Source organism: Bacterioplanoides sp. (assembly GCF_965226395.1).
GTDB lineage: Bacteria > Pseudomonadota > Gammaproteobacteria > Pseudomonadales > Oceanobacteraceae > Bacterioplanoides.
In genome coordinates, this window is the sequence record NZ_OZ245358.1 from 3,725,185 (window position 1) to 3,743,077 (window position 17,893).

The 17,893-nt window shown below is 50.2% G+C and carries 15 protein-coding genes, 1 tRNA gene and 1 pseudogene; 7 read left to right on the forward strand and 10 right to left on the reverse strand.

The genetic code is table 11. The annotated features are described in order from the left end of the window. Positions 1–103: 103 nt before the first annotated feature. Complete coding sequence (locus ACO05E_RS17105; protein ID WP_419810700.1) at positions 104–1,081, forward strand: histone deacetylase family protein; 978 nt, start codon at positions 104–106, stop codon at positions 1,079–1,081. A gap of 132 nt (positions 1,082–1,213) precedes the next feature. Here ACO05E_RS17105 and ACO05E_RS17110 read toward each other — a convergent pair. Beyond that, positions 1,214–1,304 (reverse strand) — tRNA-Ser (locus ACO05E_RS17110). Positions 1,305–1,446: 142 nt separating this feature from the next. On the opposite strand from ACO05E_RS17110, the gene tusD reads away from it, so the two are divergent. From tusD to ACO05E_RS17125, 3 genes are read left to right on the forward strand one after another with little or no spacing between them, the layout of a single operon-like run. Then, positions 1,447–2,229, forward strand: coding sequence for a sulfurtransferase complex subunit TusD (tusD, locus tag ACO05E_RS17115; protein ID WP_419810701.1), 783 nt, complete (start codon positions 1,447–1,449; stop codon positions 2,227–2,229). A 5-nt stretch (positions 2,230–2,234) separates the two neighbouring features. Next, entirely contained in the window at positions 2,235–2,549 is a 315-nt protein-coding gene (locus tag ACO05E_RS17120) for a TusE/DsrC/DsvC family sulfur relay protein (protein ID WP_419810702.1), read from the forward strand. After that, positions 2,549–3,541, forward strand: coding sequence for a glycosyl transferase family protein (locus tag ACO05E_RS17125; RefSeq protein ID WP_419810703.1), 993 nt, complete (start codon positions 2,549–2,551; stop codon positions 3,539–3,541). The genes ACO05E_RS17120 and ACO05E_RS17125 overlap by 1 nt, the downstream gene beginning before the upstream one ends. Here the strand turns inward: ACO05E_RS17125 and ACO05E_RS17130 are convergent. The 7 genes from ACO05E_RS17130 to ACO05E_RS17160 all read right to left on the reverse strand — a co-directional run bounded on the left by ACO05E_RS17130 (position 3,531) and on the right by ACO05E_RS17160 (position 13,258). Next, positions 3,531–5,150 (reverse strand): methyl-accepting chemotaxis protein, encoded by a 1,620-nt coding sequence (locus ACO05E_RS17130; protein ID WP_419810704.1) that lies wholly within the window; start codon positions 5,148–5,150, stop codon positions 3,531–3,533. The genes ACO05E_RS17125 and ACO05E_RS17130 overlap by 11 nt on opposite strands. 124 nt (positions 5,151–5,274) lie before the next feature. Then, on the reverse strand, positions 5,275–6,657 hold the full coding sequence (cysG, locus tag ACO05E_RS17135; RefSeq protein ID WP_419810705.1) for a siroheme synthase CysG: 1,383 nt from the start codon (positions 6,655–6,657) through the stop codon (positions 5,275–5,277). 86 nt (positions 6,658–6,743) lie between these two features. Beyond that, the gene (serS, locus tag ACO05E_RS17140) at positions 6,744–8,024 is read right to left on the reverse strand and encodes a serine--tRNA ligase (RefSeq protein ID WP_419810706.1); all 1,281 of its coding nucleotides are present in this window, start codon (positions 8,022–8,024) and stop codon (positions 6,744–6,746) included. A 37-nt stretch (positions 8,025–8,061) separates the two neighbouring features. Then, positions 8,062–8,448: a fluoride efflux transporter CrcB gene (gene crcB, locus ACO05E_RS17145; protein ID WP_419810707.1), complete on the reverse strand. Its 387-nt coding sequence runs from the start codon at positions 8,446–8,448 to the stop codon at positions 8,062–8,064. Between the two features lies 1 nt (position 8,449). After that, complete coding sequence (locus ACO05E_RS17150) at positions 8,450–9,778, reverse strand: replication-associated recombination protein A (RefSeq protein ID WP_419810708.1); 1,329 nt, start codon at positions 9,776–9,778, stop codon at positions 8,450–8,452. A 150-nt stretch (positions 9,779–9,928) separates the two neighbouring features. Further along, complete coding sequence (gene lolA, locus ACO05E_RS17155; protein WP_419810709.1) at positions 9,929–10,603, reverse strand: outer membrane lipoprotein chaperone LolA; 675 nt, start codon at positions 10,601–10,603, stop codon at positions 9,929–9,931. A gap of 81 nt (positions 10,604–10,684) precedes the next feature. Further along, the gene (locus tag ACO05E_RS17160; RefSeq protein ID WP_419810710.1) at positions 10,685–13,258 is read right to left on the reverse strand and encodes a DNA translocase FtsK 4TM domain-containing protein; all 2,574 of its coding nucleotides are present in this window, start codon (positions 13,256–13,258) and stop codon (positions 10,685–10,687) included. 55 nt (positions 13,259–13,313) lie between these two features. Between ACO05E_RS17160 and aat the strand changes: the two genes are divergently transcribed. The 3 genes from aat to infA all read left to right on the forward strand — a co-directional run bounded on the left by aat (position 13,314) and on the right by infA (position 15,060). Further along, positions 13,314–14,027 (forward strand): leucyl/phenylalanyl-tRNA--protein transferase, encoded by a 714-nt coding sequence (gene aat, locus ACO05E_RS17165; protein WP_419810711.1) that lies wholly within the window; start codon positions 13,314–13,316, stop codon positions 14,025–14,027. Position 14,028: 1 nt separating this feature from the next. Beyond that, positions 14,029–14,733 (forward strand): arginyltransferase, encoded by a 705-nt coding sequence (locus ACO05E_RS17170; RefSeq protein ID WP_419810712.1) that lies wholly within the window; start codon positions 14,029–14,031, stop codon positions 14,731–14,733. 108 nt (positions 14,734–14,841) lie between these two features. Further along, a complete protein-coding gene (gene infA / locus ACO05E_RS17175) occupies positions 14,842–15,060 on the forward strand; it encodes a translation initiation factor IF-1 (protein ID WP_028292799.1) in 219 nt (72 codons plus the stop codon). 49 nt (positions 15,061–15,109) lie between these two features. Here infA and clpA read toward each other — a convergent pair. Then, positions 15,110–17,372: pseudogene (clpA, locus tag ACO05E_RS17180) on the reverse strand (ATP-dependent Clp protease ATP-binding subunit ClpA). A 15-nt stretch (positions 17,373–17,387) separates the two neighbouring features. Next, entirely contained in the window at positions 17,388–17,747 is a 360-nt protein-coding gene (gene clpS, locus ACO05E_RS17185; protein WP_419810714.1) for an ATP-dependent Clp protease adapter ClpS, read from the reverse strand. Positions 17,748–17,893 lie beyond the last annotated feature (146 nt).

The following is a 17,893-nucleotide window of genomic DNA, read 5'->3' on the forward strand; positions in this document are numbered from 1 at the left end:
AATTCCATAAGTTCAGTCATGCACTATTAGCTGGCCATGCTGACAACCTATGAGTTATGTCAGCCATTAGCGAGTTGTACAGGGTCTCTGTTAGTTGCGCACCATGTCAGCATGGTACACTGCCAGAAAATACCAATTCTGGCGCATTATGACGACGGCTTATTACACCTTCGAGCAACACTTTGCCCACCACACCGGGGATGACCACCCGGAACATGCTCTTCGTTTATTGGCGATTGAGCAGGGTCTTAAGCAATCCGGCCTGTGGGATCAGCTCGATATCATTCAGGGGAGTATGGCGCATACGCCGGATATTGTCCGCGCTCATAGCCATGGTTATTTCCAGCAATTGCAGCTGATCCAGCCTGAACAAGGTCATATTTACGTCGACGAAGACACGCCAATGGCACCGGGCACACTGGAAGCCGCCTTATACTCGGTTGGCACGACCACTCAGGCACTGGATGATGTTTTACTCAAAAAGAGCCTTCACAATAACGCTTTTGTTGGCGTCCGCCCTCCGGGTCATCATGCCGAACATAATAAAAGCATGGGTTTTTGCTTTTTTAATAACCTGGCGATTGCCGCCTTAAGAGCAGCTGAGGTTCATCACCTACAGCGCATTGCGATCATTGATTTTGATGCACACCAGGGCAACGGCACCATAGATATTCTGGCGAATGACCCTCGTTTTTTGATCTGCTCCAGCTTTCAGCACCCGTTTTACCCTAATTCTCATTATCAGGTCGGCTTCTATAATAATGTGATTAATATTCCGTTATTAGCTGGAACCGACAGTCAGACCTTTCGCAGCGCCACCTATGATGGCTGGCATGAAGCACTGAGTTCTTTTTCTCCGGAGCTGATTTTAGTATCGGCTGGATTCGATGCCCACGAAGCTGATCCGATGGCGGAGTTAAACCTTCAGGATGATGACTATCGCTGGTTGGGTGAATGGATCGCTGAATTGGCCGGGAAACGTAACACCCCGGTGCTATCCGCGCTTGAAGGTGGTTATGACCTGAATGCCCTATCGCGTTCAGTAGTGGCTTATATTGGAGCGATGAGAGCAACTGATTAAAGGAAGCAGTTAAAGCAAGCAGGCTGACTTAAGAGCAAACTGAGCATTCTCTCTGGCATGGGAGTCATGTGGCCTGAGCGCCAGAAACGAAAAAGCCCCGCTCACTAACAGTAAGCGGGGCTTTAAAATAAGTGGCGGAGGGATAGGGATTTGAACCCTAGATAGGCTATTAACCTATGCCGGTTTTCAAGACCGGTGCTTTCAACCGCTCAGCCATCCCTCCGACGCGAGGCGTATAATACCCTCTTTTTATTCGAGTGCAACTCTTTTTTTAAAATTTTTCTATTAAATCAATGTGATAGCCGATTCTTTTCATTCAAAGCATTGGCACTTATCATTATCGCCTTATCTACAGAGTCTGCGTTATGGCCCGAATCTCCATCTTTTTGAACCAAAGCCCCTTCACTTTTAGCAGCCATTTACAGGCAATGGACTACATTCGCGAAGCATCCCGCGAGCACCAGATATTGCGGGTTTTCTTCTACCAGGATGCGGTACTGGCGGGGCTTAACAATCAGCAGCCTATTCAGGGCCAGCCCAGCATTGTTGAGTTATGGCAAACACTGGCAAAGGAAGTTGGTTTTCCATTGCAGGCTTGCATCGCCAACAGTCTGCGTCGGGGTCTTTTTGATGAAACAGAGGCGGCACGTTACAACAGCACGGCGAATCTGGCTGATAGTTTTGCCCTGACCGGGCTGGGTGAAATGGCCGAGGCCGTTGCTGAATCCGATCAATTGATACAGTTTGGCGAACACACCCAGACAACACATGCTCAGACCACTAGCATTTCAGGCGTTTCTAACGCCAGTGACATTACAATCGACCTGCTGATCCATATTAAAACTCCACCCACACTGGATCTGGAGCCGCTGGAGCTTGGCATGGCGTGCGCCGCATTCGAACAAAAGGTAGCTTTTGTTTTCAGCGGTGACGGCAAGCGCTGGCTACAGAAGGATTTACCCGCCCTGCGCCCCGGAGGCAAATCGGCCAGTAAGCTGATCAGTGCCCTGGCGATGTACGATTGTGATCAGGTCTATTATCTAGCCGAAGACAATAATGATGCCACTGAGCTGAGTACGGCTGCACCTATCTCGTCAGACGCCTATTTGTCACTGCAACAAAACAGCAAACACCAACTTCTTTTCTGATCATTATGATGCCGTTAAATACCGACAAAGATGGCTTTTTAGCCGACCTTAGCGACTGGAACCCTGACGTTGCCAAGCAGCTCGCTGATTCTGAACAGATAGAACTGACTCCCGAGCACTGGGAAGTCATTGACGCGTTGCGGGCCTTTTATCAGGAATTTGATATCTCACCGGCCATGCGGCCACTAAGCAAATATCTGAAACAAACACTGGGCGCGGAGAAATCCTCCAGCATCTATCTGTTAACCCTATTTCCCGGCAGTCCGGCCAAAATTGCCGCCAAAATTGCCGGACTACCCCGACCGGAGAACTGCCTCTGATGAGCACTCAGGAAAAACACGATCTTGCCGAATACGTACGCATTCTGGCGCGCGGCAAAAACGCCAGCCGCCATATGACGCTTGATGAAGCGCACTACACCATGAGCAATATGCTGAAAGGGAATTATCGCCCTGAGCAACTGGGTGCGATTTTTATGCTGATGCGAGTGCTGGAAGAAGACGAGCAGGAGATTGCCGGATTTGCCAAAGCCATCAGTGAGTATCTGCCACAGGATCTGGATGCCGATCTGTTATGGGCCAGTTATGCCGGCAAGCGTCGCCAGCCGTTCTGGTGTTTGTTGTCGGCATTATTACTGAAAGACATGGGCTATAAAATTCTGTTTCATGGCAGCTTGTCACACACCGAAGGGCGGATTTATCTGCATGAGGTATTTGAGCAATTTAACCTGCCACAACTCACGCAAGCCAGCGAGATGCGCCACCATTCGCTGGCCTACCTGCCCTGCTCCGCCATTAACCCTCAGCTGCAGGAATGGTTGTTATTAAAATCGGTACTGGGGGTACGCTCTCCGATCAACACGGTGCTGAAAACCATTTCACCCCAGCACGTCCCCAGTGTTCAGGGTATTTTTCACCCCAATTACAAAGCCATGCACTGCGGTGCTGCTGCACTATTGAATCACGATGCCCTGGTAATTAAAGGCGAAGGTGGTGAATTTGAGGTCAATCCGGAACGCAAATGCGTTGCTCAGTATTGCTTTAACGGCGAGCAAGGTGAAATTGTTATTCAAAACGACCAAAGCTTGTTTGAAGACAAGCCAAAAGACACCTCACCACAACACCTGAGTGATGTGTGGCACGGTCGCTTACACAGTGAATATGCTGAACAGGCGGTGGTTAAGACAGCCGCGTTGGCATTGTGTGCCATCGAAAAAAGCAGCGATTATGACGCTGCTTTTGATCGTTGCAAGACGGCCTGGGATGCACGAAGCAAAGACCACAACACCGTAACTGACCAGCTTACACTTTAAACTGGTCGGTTACGCGCTGCAGGCTACGAGAGATGTCCGTCAGTGATCGGCTGGCGGCTTCTACCTGACTGACTGCGCTCATCGCTTCTTCCGAGCGCTGTTTAATTTCAACCACGTTGTCCTTAATGCTGAACGCCGCGCGCTCTTGGCGCTCGGTTGCAGTGGCAATTTGTGAATTCATTTGATTGATCGAACCAACCTTATCGGTAATCGCCTGTAAGCTTTCGTCTGTGCGGGCCGCCTGATCAACACTATTCTGAGCGCGCTCCTGGCTTTCGCTCATCACAGAAACGGCTGATTGCGCCGCACTCTGCAACTGCTCAATCACCGACTGGATTTCCTGGGTTGAATCCTGAGTGCGTGACGCCAGCGTGCGTACCTCATCAGCAACCACGGCAAAACCACGCCCCTGCTCACCAGCACGAGCTGCCTCAATTGCAGCATTCAGAGCCAGCAGGTTAGTCTGCTCAGCAATGCCTTTAATCACATCCAGAATGCTACCAACATTAGAGGTGTCTGCTTCCAGCTGTTTGATCACATCACTGGCTCGCTCCACCTCTGAAGCCAGGCCATTAATACTTTTAACCGTCTCAGACACAATCTCCCGGCCTTGCTTGGCGGCGCTGTCAGCTTCCGTTGCCGCTTGTGCAGCTGAGCTGGCATTGGCAGATACCTCTTTCACACTGCCTACCATTTCTTCCACCACGCCAGACACAACTTCCGTGGCGTGATTCTGACTTTCAGCAATGGTGGATGTCTGGCTGGTCAGGCTGCCAAGGTCATTCGACACTCCACTTAGCGGTCGGGTGGAGTTCACCACATCACCAATATTTTGATGCAGTTTATCAATGAACTGGTTAAACCAATCAACAACTTCACCCAGCTCATCATTCGAGGTTTTCTCAATTCGCTGCGTCAGGTCGCCATCACCGGTTGCAATACCCCGCAATGAACGCACCAGATTCTTAACCGCTTTACCAATCACCGAGCTGGTGGTCCAGGCGACAAAAGAGATCATTACAATGGCAACCAGAGTAATCGTCAGCCCTACCGACAGCACGTTTTTGGCTGCCTGATTAGAGGCATCAACCGTTTCGTTAAATGCCGTCAGGCCTTCTTCAGAATACACTTCCATCAATTCTTTGGTCTTTGATAGGCTGGCATTCATTTCATCCACTGTCGTCGGAATCAAAGAAGGGTCAAGTGAGCCATCCAGCATGCCCACCGATAGTTTTTTTGCAGACGAAAAGTAACTTTCAAAAGTCGAGCGTATTGCCTGAATCTCAGGGCTGCGCTGTTGCCAGATACGCTCCAGCATATTCAGACTGAGATTGACCTGCTCTTTGATTTTTTCAGCATTGTTTACAAAATCCATTTCGCCCGTACTGACGGCCGTCGAAAATAGTTCCTTAATCTGTTCCAGCCGAACCAGGTTGGCTTTGGAGTCCTGCACGACAGGAAAAAAAGTCTCCTGAATCATCTGCAGTCGTTCAGAGTTTGCATTATTGATATTGGCACTCATCATCAGGTTGATGATAAAGCCCAATATCGCGACACCCGCCAGAGCAAAGATTTTTGCTTTGATGCTTAAGGAGTTCAGAAGACTCATGGTTATTCCCAGGTAATTAATGACCTATCAGGAATAAGCCTAGACTAAATACGTAGAAATGCTGCCCTTTCAGGCACTTCAGAGCAAAGTTTCACAAGAAGTGCCACAAAAAAGGGCAATACAATCACGAATCATTTTTCCAGGATAATTTGTCGTGTAAAGACACAACAGAGCCAATCACCGTTAATGTTGGCGCCTGCAAGGTATGCTCAGCGACATACGCAGGCATATCCGCAATCGTTGATATATGTACTTTCTGATCTGGCAAGGTGCCTTTCTCGATCAAAGCAATTGGAGTGCTGGCAGACATGCCATGATCCATCAATTGCTGACAAATCACCGGGATTCCGGTTAACCCCATATAAATCACCAGTGTCTGGTGTGGGTGTATCAATTCATGCCAGGGCAAGTTGCACGTGCCATCTTTTAAATGGCCGGTCACAAAACGAACACTTTGCGCATGATCTCGGTGAGTTAACGGAATGCCGGAATACGAGGCACAACCACTGGCTGCGGTAATACCCGGCACCACCTGAAATGGCACTCCGGCTTCGGCCAGCTCTTCAATTTCTTCACCACCACGGCCAAAAATAAACGGATCGCCGCCTTTTAAGCGCAACACCCGTTTACCTTCCTGAGCGGATTTAACCAGCAGTTGGTTAATGCCTTCCTGAGGAACCGCATGGTCACTTTTGGCTTTACCAACATAAAATTTTTCTGCATCCGGCGAGATAAACTCCAGGATTCTTGGGTTAACCAGCCGATCGTAATACACCACATCCGCACTCTGAATCAGGCGCAGCGCGCGAAACGTTAACAGGTCCGGATCACCAGGCCCGGCACCCACCAGATACGCTTCACCACGAGTTTCTTCGGAACCGGCAATCAGTGCTTCACTTAACACCTCAGCACGCTCGGGCTGACGTGATATCACCAGCTCCGGCACATTCGAGTGTATCCAGAGGCGCCAGAACGCCGCTCGTTCCTTGGCTGGCAGCTTTTGTTTAATACGCTCGCGCAAAGACTGCATCAGCTTGCCCAGGTCGGCGTACTCCAGCGGCAAAAAGGCTTCCAGCCGCTCTTTCAGATAACGCGTCAGTGCCGGAGAACCACCACTGGTAGATACCGCCACCAGCACCGGAGAGCGATCAATCACCGCCGGAAAGATAAAGTCGTTGTCGGTTGTCTGGTCAACCCGGCAGACTTTACGCCCTTCGCTTCGGGCCTTTGTCGCCAACGCCTGATTCAGCTCGCCGTTATCGGTCGCCAATACTACAAACCCAGCGTCGGCAAAATCCAGCGACTCATCCGCTAACTGGGCCTGCCAATTGGCTTGTGGGCTATTAAGGATGTGTTGTTGCAGGTCGTGCGGCAGCTCAGGGGCAACCACCTGCAAAGTGCAATCTGCCTGTAGCAGCGTGCGGATTTTGCGCTGGGCGATATTGCCACCACCCACCACAACAAAGGAGGAATGATCCCCCCGGAACACGAGGGGTAAATTCATCATGATTGTCTATCTCTTATCAAACTCAGGCCAGTCGGCCCATTAACTTATTAATAATGATAAGAGCCGCTGGCTAATTATAAGAACAATTAGTTAATTAGTTCTAAGCCACCCATATATGGGCGCAAGGCTTCCGGCACAACAATAGAACCGTCGGCTTGCTGGTAGTTTTCCAGTACCGCTACCATGGTACGACCAACCGCCAGACCCGAACCGTTCAGAGTATGCAGCAATTCCGGCTTATTGGTTTCGGGATTGCGCCAGCGAGCACCCATGCGACGTGCCTGATAATCTTCAAAGTTAGAGCAGGAAGAGATTTCACGGTACTTCTGCTGACCCGGCAGCCATACTTCCAGATCGTAAGTTTTGGCCGCAGAAAAGCCCAGATCGCCACCACACAAAATCACTTTGCGGTACGGCAGATTCAGCTTCTGCAGAATCGCTTCAGCATGGCCTGTCAGTTCTTCTAATGCGGCATCGGAATCCCCGGCTTTAACAAACTGAACCAGCTCAACCTTGTCAAACTGATGCTGGCGAATCATGCCGCGGGTGTCACGACCATAACTGCCCGCTTCAGAACGGAAACACGGCGTATGGGCAACTTTCTTAATCGGTAATTCCTGCGTTGAAATATTTTCACGCAGCAAGTTGGTAACCGGCACTTCAGCGGTTGGAATCAGATACAGATCTTTATCGCCCTGGGCGTTAGGAATCTTAAACAGATCTTCTTCAAATTTAGGCAACTGACCGGTACCTTCCAGCGCATCTTTATTCACCAGATACGGCGTATAGGTTTCTTCATAACCGTGTGCTTCGCTGTGGGTGTCCAGCATAAACTGAGCTAACGCGCGGTGCAGACGGGCCATCTTGCCGGACATAGCAACAAAGCGAGAACCGGCAACCGTTGCGCCAGCATCAAAGCTCAGACCCAGCGGCTCACCCAGATCAACGTGATCTTTGGCTTCAAACTCAAACTGTGTTGGTTCACCCCAAACTGCAACTTCAACGTTGTCTTCTTCATCATTACCATGTGGTACTTCATCACGCGGCACATTCGGAATACTCATCAGCAGGCTCTGCAGTGCCTGTTCAGCTTGCTTAGCCGCCGCTTCCGCTTCAGTAATATCCGCATCAATGCTGCCCATCACCTGAGCTTTGGCATCTTCAGGCGACATGCCCTGACCGATTAATGCACCAATCTGTTTCGAGGCCTTCTTCTTCTCAGCCTGCAACGCCTGAGCCTTGGTCAGCGACGATTTACGTGCTTCGTCCAGACGCTTAAATTCGATATCGTCAAAGGTGAATCCCTTTTTCGCCAGGCCTGCTTTTACCTGATCCAGATTGTCGCGAATAAATTTGATGTCCAGCATTCGTCTGCTTCTACTTTTTCCAAAAAAATAATAATTGTTAACCAATCGATTCTGATAACCACCGGGCCAGCCACATTCCGGACAATGTCGCCAGCAAACATCCCATCAGGCTGATTCCCATATAGCTTAACGCTGCCATCCAGCGTTCTTGCTGTATCAGGGTAATACTTTCTAAAGAGAAGGTGGAAAATGTTGTAAACGCGCCCAGGAAACCCACCATCGCCAGTTGCTTGTGGTGATCTCCGCCCCACTGGTGTTGTACTAACCAGATGTAGGCCACGCCAATGGCGAAGGAGCCTAGCAGGTTCACCGACAGGGTGCCATAAGGAAATGGCTTCTCCAGCCATTTAAACACGGCGGTTGCAACCAGATAGCGGGAGATAGCCCCTAACGCACCGCCAAGACCGATCCATATCAGCGCCATATCAGTGCTCCTCTTTCGGATAACGCTGCTGCGGCGATTGCTGATTCAGCTGCCGCAAATACTCCAGCTTCTGACCGATCTTACCTTCCAGCCCACGCGGTGTTGGTTCATACAGGCGTGTGTCTTTCAGCTCCGGCGGAAAATAGTTTTCACCGGCGGCAAAAGCTTCTGGTTCGTTATGGGCGTAGCGATATTCTTCACCATAACCTGACTCTTTCATCAGCTTGGTTGGCGCATTACGCAGATGCAGCGGCACCTCATAACTGGGCTGTTCCGCAATCATGGTCCGGGCATTATTGTACGCCATATATACGGCGTTGCTTTTTGGCGCACACGCCAGATACATCACCGCCTGAGCAATCGCCAATTCGCCCTCCGGACTGCCCAGCCGGGTTTGTACATCCCAGGCATTGGTGCACAAGGCTAAAGCACGTGGATCGGCGTTGCCAATATCTTCCGAGGCCATACGCACCACACGCCGGGCGATGTAAAGCGGATCACAACCGCCATCCAACATACGCACAAACCAGTACATGGCCGCATCCGGATCAGAACCGCGCACGGATTTGTGTAATGCGGAAATCTGATCGTAAAACGCCTCACCGCCTTTATCAAAACGACGCAGGTTATTGGCCAGCAACTGGTCAACCACATCAAGATCCAACCGCCCCTCGGCTTTAGCCAATTGCAAAGCAAATTCAAGCAAGTTAAGGGATTTGCGCGCATCACCGTCACTGGCCTGAGCAATACGTTGAATCGCTTGCGGCTCAACGTGTGGCGCATCGTCCAGCTTAGCCAGCGCCTGCTGCAGAACCTGCTCAATCTGCTCCGGCAGCAGGCTTTTAAGGATGTACACCTGAGCCCGCGATAACAGTGCATTATTCAGCTCAAATGAAGGGTTCTCCGTGGTCGCGCCAACAAACAAGAAGGTGCCATCTTCCACATAAGGCAAAAACGCATCTTGCTGAGACTTGTTAAAGCGGTGCACTTCGTCAATAAACAGCACGGTTTTGCGCCCGGCAGCACGGCTTTGTTGAGCGCGTACCACGGCATCACGAATATCCTTTACGCCTGACATCACCGCACTGATGGTCAAGAAGCTGGCATCAACATAATGAGCAATCAGTCGGGCCAGCGTGGTTTTCCCCACCCCCGGCGGCCCCCAGAAGATAATCGAATGTAATTCGCCATTATCGAGACTACGGCGCAACGGGGTACCCGGGCCAACCACATGCCCCTGACCGACGTATTCATCCAGGGTTTGTGGTCGCAACCGCGATGCCAGTGGCTCGTAAGCGGGCTGAGGCGAGCCAAATAAATCGTCAGACATAACCACCTACAGATATATCGCACTGAATATTGAAAACGTTTCCGAGGAAGCCAGCACAAGGCACAAAATAAGTGAGAACGCGCAATTTATAAGGAATAAATGAGCATTCAGAACTTATTTTTAACGCAGTAATGGCAACGCAGGTAGTTTTCAAAGTGAGCGACCGTCTATTACATCCACACCTTCAGGCACATCAAACACAAAGGCTTGCTCATCAACCACCTGATTCTGCTTTTGCTGAGTGAAGACAATGTCGGTGATCTGACCGGCCGCATCATAAATTTTCATGCCTTGCAGGATATGGTCGTGGTAATGAAATTCCAGCGACTGAAATAACTGGCTGGAGTCTTTTGGCATCAACTGATAAATCACGTTTTCATCAGCAGTGGTTTTGCTGACAACAAAACTGGCATCAATTTCCTGCGTATTACCACTCAGCAGTAAGGCCGGAGTTTCCTGAACACGCTGATCCATATTACGAATCGTGACCTGCTCCAGATCCATATCGTAAACCCAGATTAACTGGCCATCCGACACCACCAGCTGAGCAAAGGGATCTTCAGTTTGCCAACGCATCTTTCCGGGCTTAGCGACGCTTAACGAGCCTTCCATTTGCTGCAGGATTTCGCCGGTTTGTGTTTTGGATGATTGAACAAAGCTGGCCTGAAAGTTTTCCATGCCCTCTAATGCCAATAAAAATGACGCCAGCGCCTTTTCATTAGTCACGCTCTTGTCATTAGCTTGGCTTGTATCGGCATAGGCCGGAACACCAAACCAGGACAGGTTAATTAACAGAGTGAACAGCCATATCACGCGAGAGAACATTGTCGGAACTTTCCTAGCAGATTGATTAAAATAAAGTTAACAGTAAATATTATTGCAGTGCAGTTTTATTGCAGCGCTACTCTATTGTGGTGCAGCGCGGGCAATTACTTCCCGAGCACCATTATGAGCCGGTGGCGAAACCACACCCGAGGCTTCCATGGTTTCTACCAGACGTGCAGCGCGGTTGTAGCCGATGCGCAATTTACGCTGAACTGACGAAATAGAACATTTGCCGGATTCAGTAACAAATGCCACCGCCTGATCGTACAAGTCATCTTTTTCATCACCGCCTTCCATGCCCGGCACACCATCACCTTCGCCGCCCTGGGTGATTTCTTCGATGTATTCCGGCTCACCACGTTGCTTCCACTCGGCAACCAAGCGGTGAACTTCATCATCATCCACAAAGGCACCATGAACCCGTTCGGGCAAAGCGCTACCAGGCGGCATAAATAACATATCACCATGACCCAGCAGCTGCTCTGCACCACCCTGATCCAGAATGGTACGAGAATCGATTTTGGACGACACCTGAAAGGCAATCCGGGTCGGCACGTTGGCTTTAATCAAGCCAGTAATGACATCCACCGACGGGCGCTGGGTCGCCAGAATCATATGAATGCCCGCCGCCCGGGCTTTCTGGGCAATACGAGCAATCAGTTCTTCAACCTTTTTGCCCACCATCATCATCATGTCGGCAAATTCGTCGATCACAATCACGATATAAGGCAGAGGTTCCAGCGTTGGTGGCGTGGTATCGAAGGATTGGTCAATCTGCCAGGTCGGATCAACAATCGGCTGACCAGCATCCAGCGCGTCCTTAACCTTTTTGTTAAAGCCGGCAATATTACGAACGCCCATGGCCGCCATCAGCTGATAACGACGCTCCATCTCTTCCACCGACCAACGCAAGCCATTGTGCGCTTCTTTCATATCGGTGATTACCGGAGTTAGCAGGTGTGGGATACCTTCATACACCGAAAGCTCCAGCATCTTGGGGTCAACCAGAATCAGGCGCAGCTCTTCTGGCGTGGCCTTGAATAGTAGCGACAGCAACATGGCGTTTACGCCCACCGATTTACCCGATCCTGTGGTACCGGCCACCAGCATATGCGGCGCCTTGGCCAAATCAGTAACAATGGGGTTGCCACCAATATCATGGCCCAGGGCGATGGTCAGTGGTGATTTGCCTTTGTCGTATTCCTTCGAAGCCAGTACTTCGGAGATCGACACCATGGCACGATTTTCATTGGGCACCTCAATGCCCATTACAGATTTACCCGGAATAACTTCCACCACACGCACCGCAACCATCGCCATGGAGCGGGCCAAATCTCGCGCTAGACCCGAGATTTTACTGGCCTTAACACCAGGAGCAGGCTGAATCTCAAACCGGGTAATCACCGGCCCCGGCGCCACGGCAGTGACTTCGACTTTTACACCAAAGTCGGCCAGCTTCTGCACCAGCATTTGTGACATATCCTGCAATCGCTCAGGGGAGAATCCTGCGCCCTGATCGGTGCGCGGTGGGTCCAGCAAGGCAATCGACGGCAGTGGTTGATCGGCCTTAAATAAACTGCCCTGCAACTCCCGGGCTGCGCGCTCGGACACGCCATTCTCTTTTTTCTCCAGCGGCTGAATTGGGATTTCTTTATCACCTGAGGATTGCGGTTCTGGTTGCAGTGTTGGTGCTGGCGCTGCTTGAGTCTTGGCTGGCGTAGAGGCAGATGACCTTGCTTGCGCCCGTTTTGGCTTTATCTCCGGCAGCGTTTTTTCTACAAGGGGTTCTGCAATAAGAGGCGGTTCAATAAAAGGCTCTGCAACAACAGCAGGTTCGGGGAAGGTTTCTGCTTCTAAGGTGTCCGTTACCAGTGGAATATCGTCGGCGGCAGTTAGCGCATCCATATCAGAGAACAATGGTTCTATTGGCTCATCATTAGCTTCCGCACGAACAGGCTCTGATGGAGCCTCTTTTTTGGCATCTTGCTTCTGCTGATGTTGTTTTTGTTGATGTCTCTTCTGTTTAAGTCGCGTGACCAATGACATCAGCCAACCACCGATTCGCTCAAATACCACAAGCCAGGAAAATTCCAGATATAAAACCAGCCCTAATGCCAGTCCGGCAGTCAGAATCATCACTGAGCCAATAAAACCAAACAGCGGCAGCAATAGCTCAATCTGACGGCTACCTAATGCGCCACCCGCTCCAGCTGGCAGCCAGGGCGCTTGCCAGATACTCACTTCCGCCAGCGCGCTCAGCGTCATGATAATCAGAATGATCCCTAAGCTGCGGATATACCAGGGCTCATAAGGCTCGCGTCGTGAGCGAAATAACAATGCAATGCGGGTAATAATCAACAACGGGAAAGCAAAAGCCAGCAGACCCAGCGAGTGAAACAGGAAATCCGCCAGGTAGGCACCTACCCTCCCGGCTGCATTTTGCGAGGCATCAGCGCCAATAGCACTCCAGCCCCCCTGTTCTGGCGAATAAGAAATCAAGGCGGTCAGCAATAACAGCGAACCGACCACCATCAGAAGAAAAACAACGTCCTGACGTTTGTTTCGACCACTCTGTTTCGGCTGAGATTCATCAGCTTCAGCCGCTAACGAAGACGATAAAACATCTGAATCCTTCAAAGACTTATCTTCGGACAAATCGTGTTCCTGTTACACTAAATAAGCAAAGACGAGAGTTTACCACGGGTTTTACATGATTGACTGGCTTGATGCAGCACAACCACCTTTTTTCCCCGCCAGCCACCAGGCACTGGACGAACCTAATGGCTTACTGGCGGCCGGAGGTTGTACATCGCCTTTGTGGCTGGATCAGGCTTATCGTCAGGGCATCTTCCCCTGGAATGACCCGGAAGAAGTGCGCTTATGGTGGACACCCGCACCACGCGCTGTGATTACAGCAGAATCATTCCGAATCCCACGAACCGTAAGAAAACTGATTAATCGTGCAAAAAACTACACCGTCACCCTGAATCAGGCGTTTGAACGTGTGATTCAGGCCTGTGCTGCTCCGCGGGCCGAGGAGTCCGGCACCTGGATTGATGATGACATCATAACCAGCTATCAGCGTATGCTGCGCAGTGGCCGGGCACTAAGTATTGAGCTCTGGAATCCCGATGGCGAGCTGATTGGCGGCTGCTATGGACTGCTTAAAGGGCGGGTGTTTTTTGGCGAGTCGATGTTCTCCCGGGAATCCAACGCGTCAAAAATTGCCTTTGGTGTAACCGCACCACTGCTGCTTGAGCATGGCATTCAGATGATTGACTGCCAGATGCACACTGAGCATTTAGCTCAATTTGGCGCTCAGGAGATCCCGCGCTCTCAATTTGAAGCGCAATTACAGCAGGCAATACAAGAGAAAACCCAACTCCAGCTGCCGTCCGCACTATTGATTTCAGCGAGCGCCTGATATGAAACAAATCCGCGTTTATCTGCCTCATGAATCCCAGCCCTGCTCATATTTGCCACAACAGCGCTCCCGCAGTCTGTATGTCGACCCTCGCCTGGAGCTGGGTCAACAGGAGCTTACCCTACTCAGTCAAAATGGCTTTCGCCGCAGTGGGCGGGTTGTGTATCGTCCGGAATGCCCGGACTGCAATGCTTGCCAGTCGGTGCGCATTCAGGCTCAGCAGTTAACACTTTCGCGCTCTCACAAACGCATTCTGAAAAAGAATCAGGATCTGACTCTGAAAGTTGAACTGCCAATTGATGGAGCACTGCACTACCCGACTTATAAACGCTACATCAGTGAGCGACACTCGGATGGCGATATGTACCCGCCTCATTTTGAACAATACCAGGGATTTCTGCTGGAAGACTTTGGCAACACCCGTTTTTTATCGGCCTACTTGGGTGACAAGCTGATCGGCAGCCTGGTGTTTGATGTATTAGATGATGGCTTGTCATCGGTGTATTGTTTTTTTGAGCCGCAGCAATCCGGGCGTTCTCCGGCTATGTTTTTGATTCTATCCCTGACCTTGTTGGCACAAGGTCTTAAATTGCCTTTTAACTACCTGGGCTATCAGGTGGATGGCTGTCAGAAAATGGCTTATAAAACCCGTTTTTCGCCATTGGATACCTTAATTGATGACGAGTGGCGACCGAAACCGAGATAGCCCTTTGCTTTTTCGGGAATTTGAGGCAGAATGCGCGCGCACTGTACTAACCAAGTGGGTGTTGTACTAACCAAGCGGGCATAAGCTCAGCGTCTAAACAGGTGACGAATGGCAAAAGATGATCACATTGAAATGGAAGGTGAAGTAATTGATACCCTTCCAAACACTATGTTCCGTGTAAAACTGGAAAACGGACACGTAGTTACTGCTCATATTTCAGGCAAGATGCGTAAAAACTACATCCGCATCCTGACCGGCGACAAGGTGAAAGTGGAGTTGACTCCATACGACTTGAGCAAAGGTCGCATCACCTACCGCGCGCGCTAATCAATAGCAGCGCCTCTTCCGGCCCTCCCTGGCCGGAATGACGAGGTTCCTATGCAGGAACCTCTTCCACCACTTCAATCGCAATATCATCATCCTCAACCAGAATCTCGACCTCGCCACCATTATTGGCTAACTCACCAAACAGAATCTTCTCTGCCAGCGGCTTCTTGATCTTATCCTGAACCAGACGATTCATTGGACGAGCACCCATTTTTTCATCATAACCATGCTCCCCCAGCCAGCGCTTCGCTTCTTCAGACACCAGAATGCTGACTCGTTTTTCGTCCAGCTGGCCCTGCAGCTCAGCGACAAACTTATCAACCACATGCAGAATGGTATCTTTTGATAGCGGTGCAAACTGAATCACGGAATCAAGGCGATTGCGGAACTCAGGCGTGAATACCTTTTTGAGCTCTTCTGCACCATCGGTTGTGTGATCCTGATGAGTAAAGCCAATACTGTTGCGACTCATCATCTGAGCCCCGGCATTGGTGGTCATAATCAGAATGACATTACGGAAGTCCGTCTTACGGCCATTATTGTCGGTTAACGTGCCGTGATCCATTACCTGCAACAGGATGTTGAATACTTCCGGATGAGCTTTCTCAATTTCATCCAGCAACAACACACAATGCGGGTTTTTATTCACGGCTTCCGTCAGTAAGCCACCCTGGTCATACCCCACGTAACCCGGAGGTGCACCAATCAGGCGGGAGACGGTATGACGCTCCATGTATTCCGACATATCAAAGCGCACCAGTTCCATGCCCATCACCGACGCCAACTGTTTCGACACCTCGGTTTTACCAACCCCGGTTGGGCCAGCAAATAAGAAGGAGCCAATCGGTTTTTCCGGTGCATTTAACCCGGCGCGCGACATCTTCACCGCCGTAGACAGCGTCTGAATGGCTTCATCTTGGCCAAATACCACCATCGACAGTTTATCTTCCAGCTTAAACAGCAGTTCTTTATCCGAAGCCGAAACGGACTTGGGAGGAATACGGGCAATAGCAGCCACAACCTGCTCAACCTCAGGCACACCAATCACTTTTTTACGCTTACTCTGCGGCAATAGGTGCTGCTGAGCGCCAACCTCGTCAATCACATCAATCGCCTTATCTGGCTGATTGCGATCATTGATATAGCGATCCGCCAGCTCAGCTGCCGCTTTTAACGCCTTATCGGTGTAGCGAATAGCATGATGCTCTTCGAAGCGTGATTTCAGACCCTTCAGAATTTTATAAGTGTCATCAACTGATGGCTGGGCTACATCAATTTTCTGGGAAGCGGCGCGTCAGTGCACTGTCTTTTTCAAAGATGCCGCGGAATTCGGTAAAGGTTGTTGAGCCAATACAGCGAATTTCACCGGAACTAAGCAAAGGCTTCAGCAGATTACTGGCGTCCATCACCCCACCTGAGGCAGCACCAGCACCAATAATGGTATGAATTTCGTCAATAAACAGAATGCCATGCGGTTGTTTTTTCAGCTCTGCCAATAGCGCTTTAAAGCGCTTTTCAAAGTCACCGCGGTATTTGGTACCGGCTAGCAAGGCACCCATATCGAGACTGTAGACCACGGCATCTTCGATCACTTCCGGAACGTCTTTATCAACAATGCGTTTCGCCAAGCCTTCGATAATAGCGGTTTTGCCAACACCGGAATCACCCACCAGTAGCGGGTTGTTTTTACGACGGCGAGCCAGAATCTGTACCAGGCGACCCACTTCAAAGTCACGACCAATCAGAGGATCAATTTTGCCTTCTTTGGCTACTTTGTTGAGGTTGGTGGCATAACCTTCGAGAGCATTTTTACCTGACGCTTCACCGTCTTCATCAACATGCTCACCCATTTGCTCGGATGGTTCATCCGAACCTGACACCTTGGATATGCCGTGCGAGATGTAATTCACCACATCAATGCGGGCGATATTCTGTTGTTTAAGGAAATAGACAGCCTGACTTTCCTGCTCACTGAAAATGGCAACCAGCACGTTGGCGCCAGTGACTTCGGATTTACCGGATGACTGCACGTGAAAAACAGCGCGTTGCAAAACCCGCTGAAACCCCAAGGTTGGCTGGGTTTCACGCTCGGCATCCGCATCCGGAATCAGAGGTGTGGTTGAATCGACAAATTCCTGTAAATCTTTGCGCAGCTTGGTCATGTCTGCGCCGCATGCCTCCAGCACTTTTCCGGCTGCATCATTATCCAGCAATGCCAGCAGCAGATGCTCTACCGTCATAAACTCATGGCGTTTCGAGCGAGCTTCCTTGAACGCTTCATTCAGTGTTTGCTCAAGCTCTCTATTCAGCATGTCGCCTCCTCAGCGTTAGTCTTCTACCGGTGCGATTTCACACATCAGCGGATGATTACAGTCACGGGAATACTGATTCACCATAGCTGCTTTTGTCTCTGCTACATCGCGGCTGTAAATTGCACAGACCGCACTGCCCTTAGTGTGTACTGCCAACATGATTTGCGTTGCTTCTTCGGCATTTTTGCCAAACAGCTTCTGGAGCACTTCCACAACAAATTCCATCGGCGTGTAATCATCATTCAGCATGATCACACTGTACATGGATGGTCGTTTCAGCTCGGGTTTTGCTGGCTCTACAGCAACACCACCTTCCCCATCAAATTCCGGTTCATCTTGGTTTGAGTTTAGTTGAGTTTTAAAAATATGATGCATCTGAGATTATCAGGTAAGAGTAAAAGTTCATCATACCTTTCCTGAATAAGGCCTCCAAGCCAATAAACAAGAGGTTTCCGATAAAACAATGCATTCCATTGTCTTGACGAATGTATGAGTGGAGCGTAATGTAGTTAAGTCATTGT

Coding starts and splice junctions, on each gene's coding strand:
- lolA (WP_419810709.1), bottom strand. CDS start 10,603: ATGTTCTCTCGCGTGATATGGCTGTTCACTCTGTTAATTAACCTGTCC.
- crcB (WP_419810707.1), bottom strand. CDS start 8,448: ATGGCGCTGATATGGATCGGTCTTGGCGGTGCGTTAGGGGCTATCTCC.
- ACO05E_RS17150 (WP_419810708.1), bottom strand. CDS start 9,778: ATGTCTGACGATTTATTTGGCTCGCCTCAGCCCGCTTACGAGCCACTG.
- tusD (WP_419810701.1), top strand. CDS start 1,447: ATGGCCCGAATCTCCATCTTTTTGAACCAAAGCCCCTTCACTTTTAGC.
- ACO05E_RS17120 (WP_419810702.1), top strand. CDS start 2,235: ATGATGCCGTTAAATACCGACAAAGATGGCTTTTTAGCCGACCTTAGC.
- infA (WP_028292799.1), top strand. CDS start 14,842: ATGGCAAAAGATGATCACATTGAAATGGAAGGTGAAGTAATTGATACC.
- ACO05E_RS17125 (WP_419810703.1), top strand. CDS start 2,549: ATGAGCACTCAGGAAAAACACGATCTTGCCGAATACGTACGCATTCTG.
- ACO05E_RS17130 (WP_419810704.1), bottom strand. CDS start 5,150: ATGAGTCTTCTGAACTCCTTAAGCATCAAAGCAAAAATCTTTGCTCTG.
- clpS (WP_419810714.1), bottom strand. CDS start 17,747: ATGCATCATATTTTTAAAACTCAACTAAACTCAAACCAAGATGAACCG.
- ACO05E_RS17105 (WP_419810700.1), top strand. CDS start 104: ATGTCAGCATGGTACACTGCCAGAAAATACCAATTCTGGCGCATTATG.
- aat (WP_419810711.1), top strand. CDS start 13,314: ATGATTGACTGGCTTGATGCAGCACAACCACCTTTTTTCCCCGCCAGC.
- serS (WP_419810706.1), bottom strand. CDS start 8,024: ATGCTGGACATCAAATTTATTCGCGACAATCTGGATCAGGTAAAAGCA.
- cysG (WP_419810705.1), bottom strand. CDS start 6,657: ATGATGAATTTACCCCTCGTGTTCCGGGGGGATCATTCCTCCTTTGTT.
- ACO05E_RS17170 (WP_419810712.1), top strand. CDS start 14,029: ATGAAACAAATCCGCGTTTATCTGCCTCATGAATCCCAGCCCTGCTCA.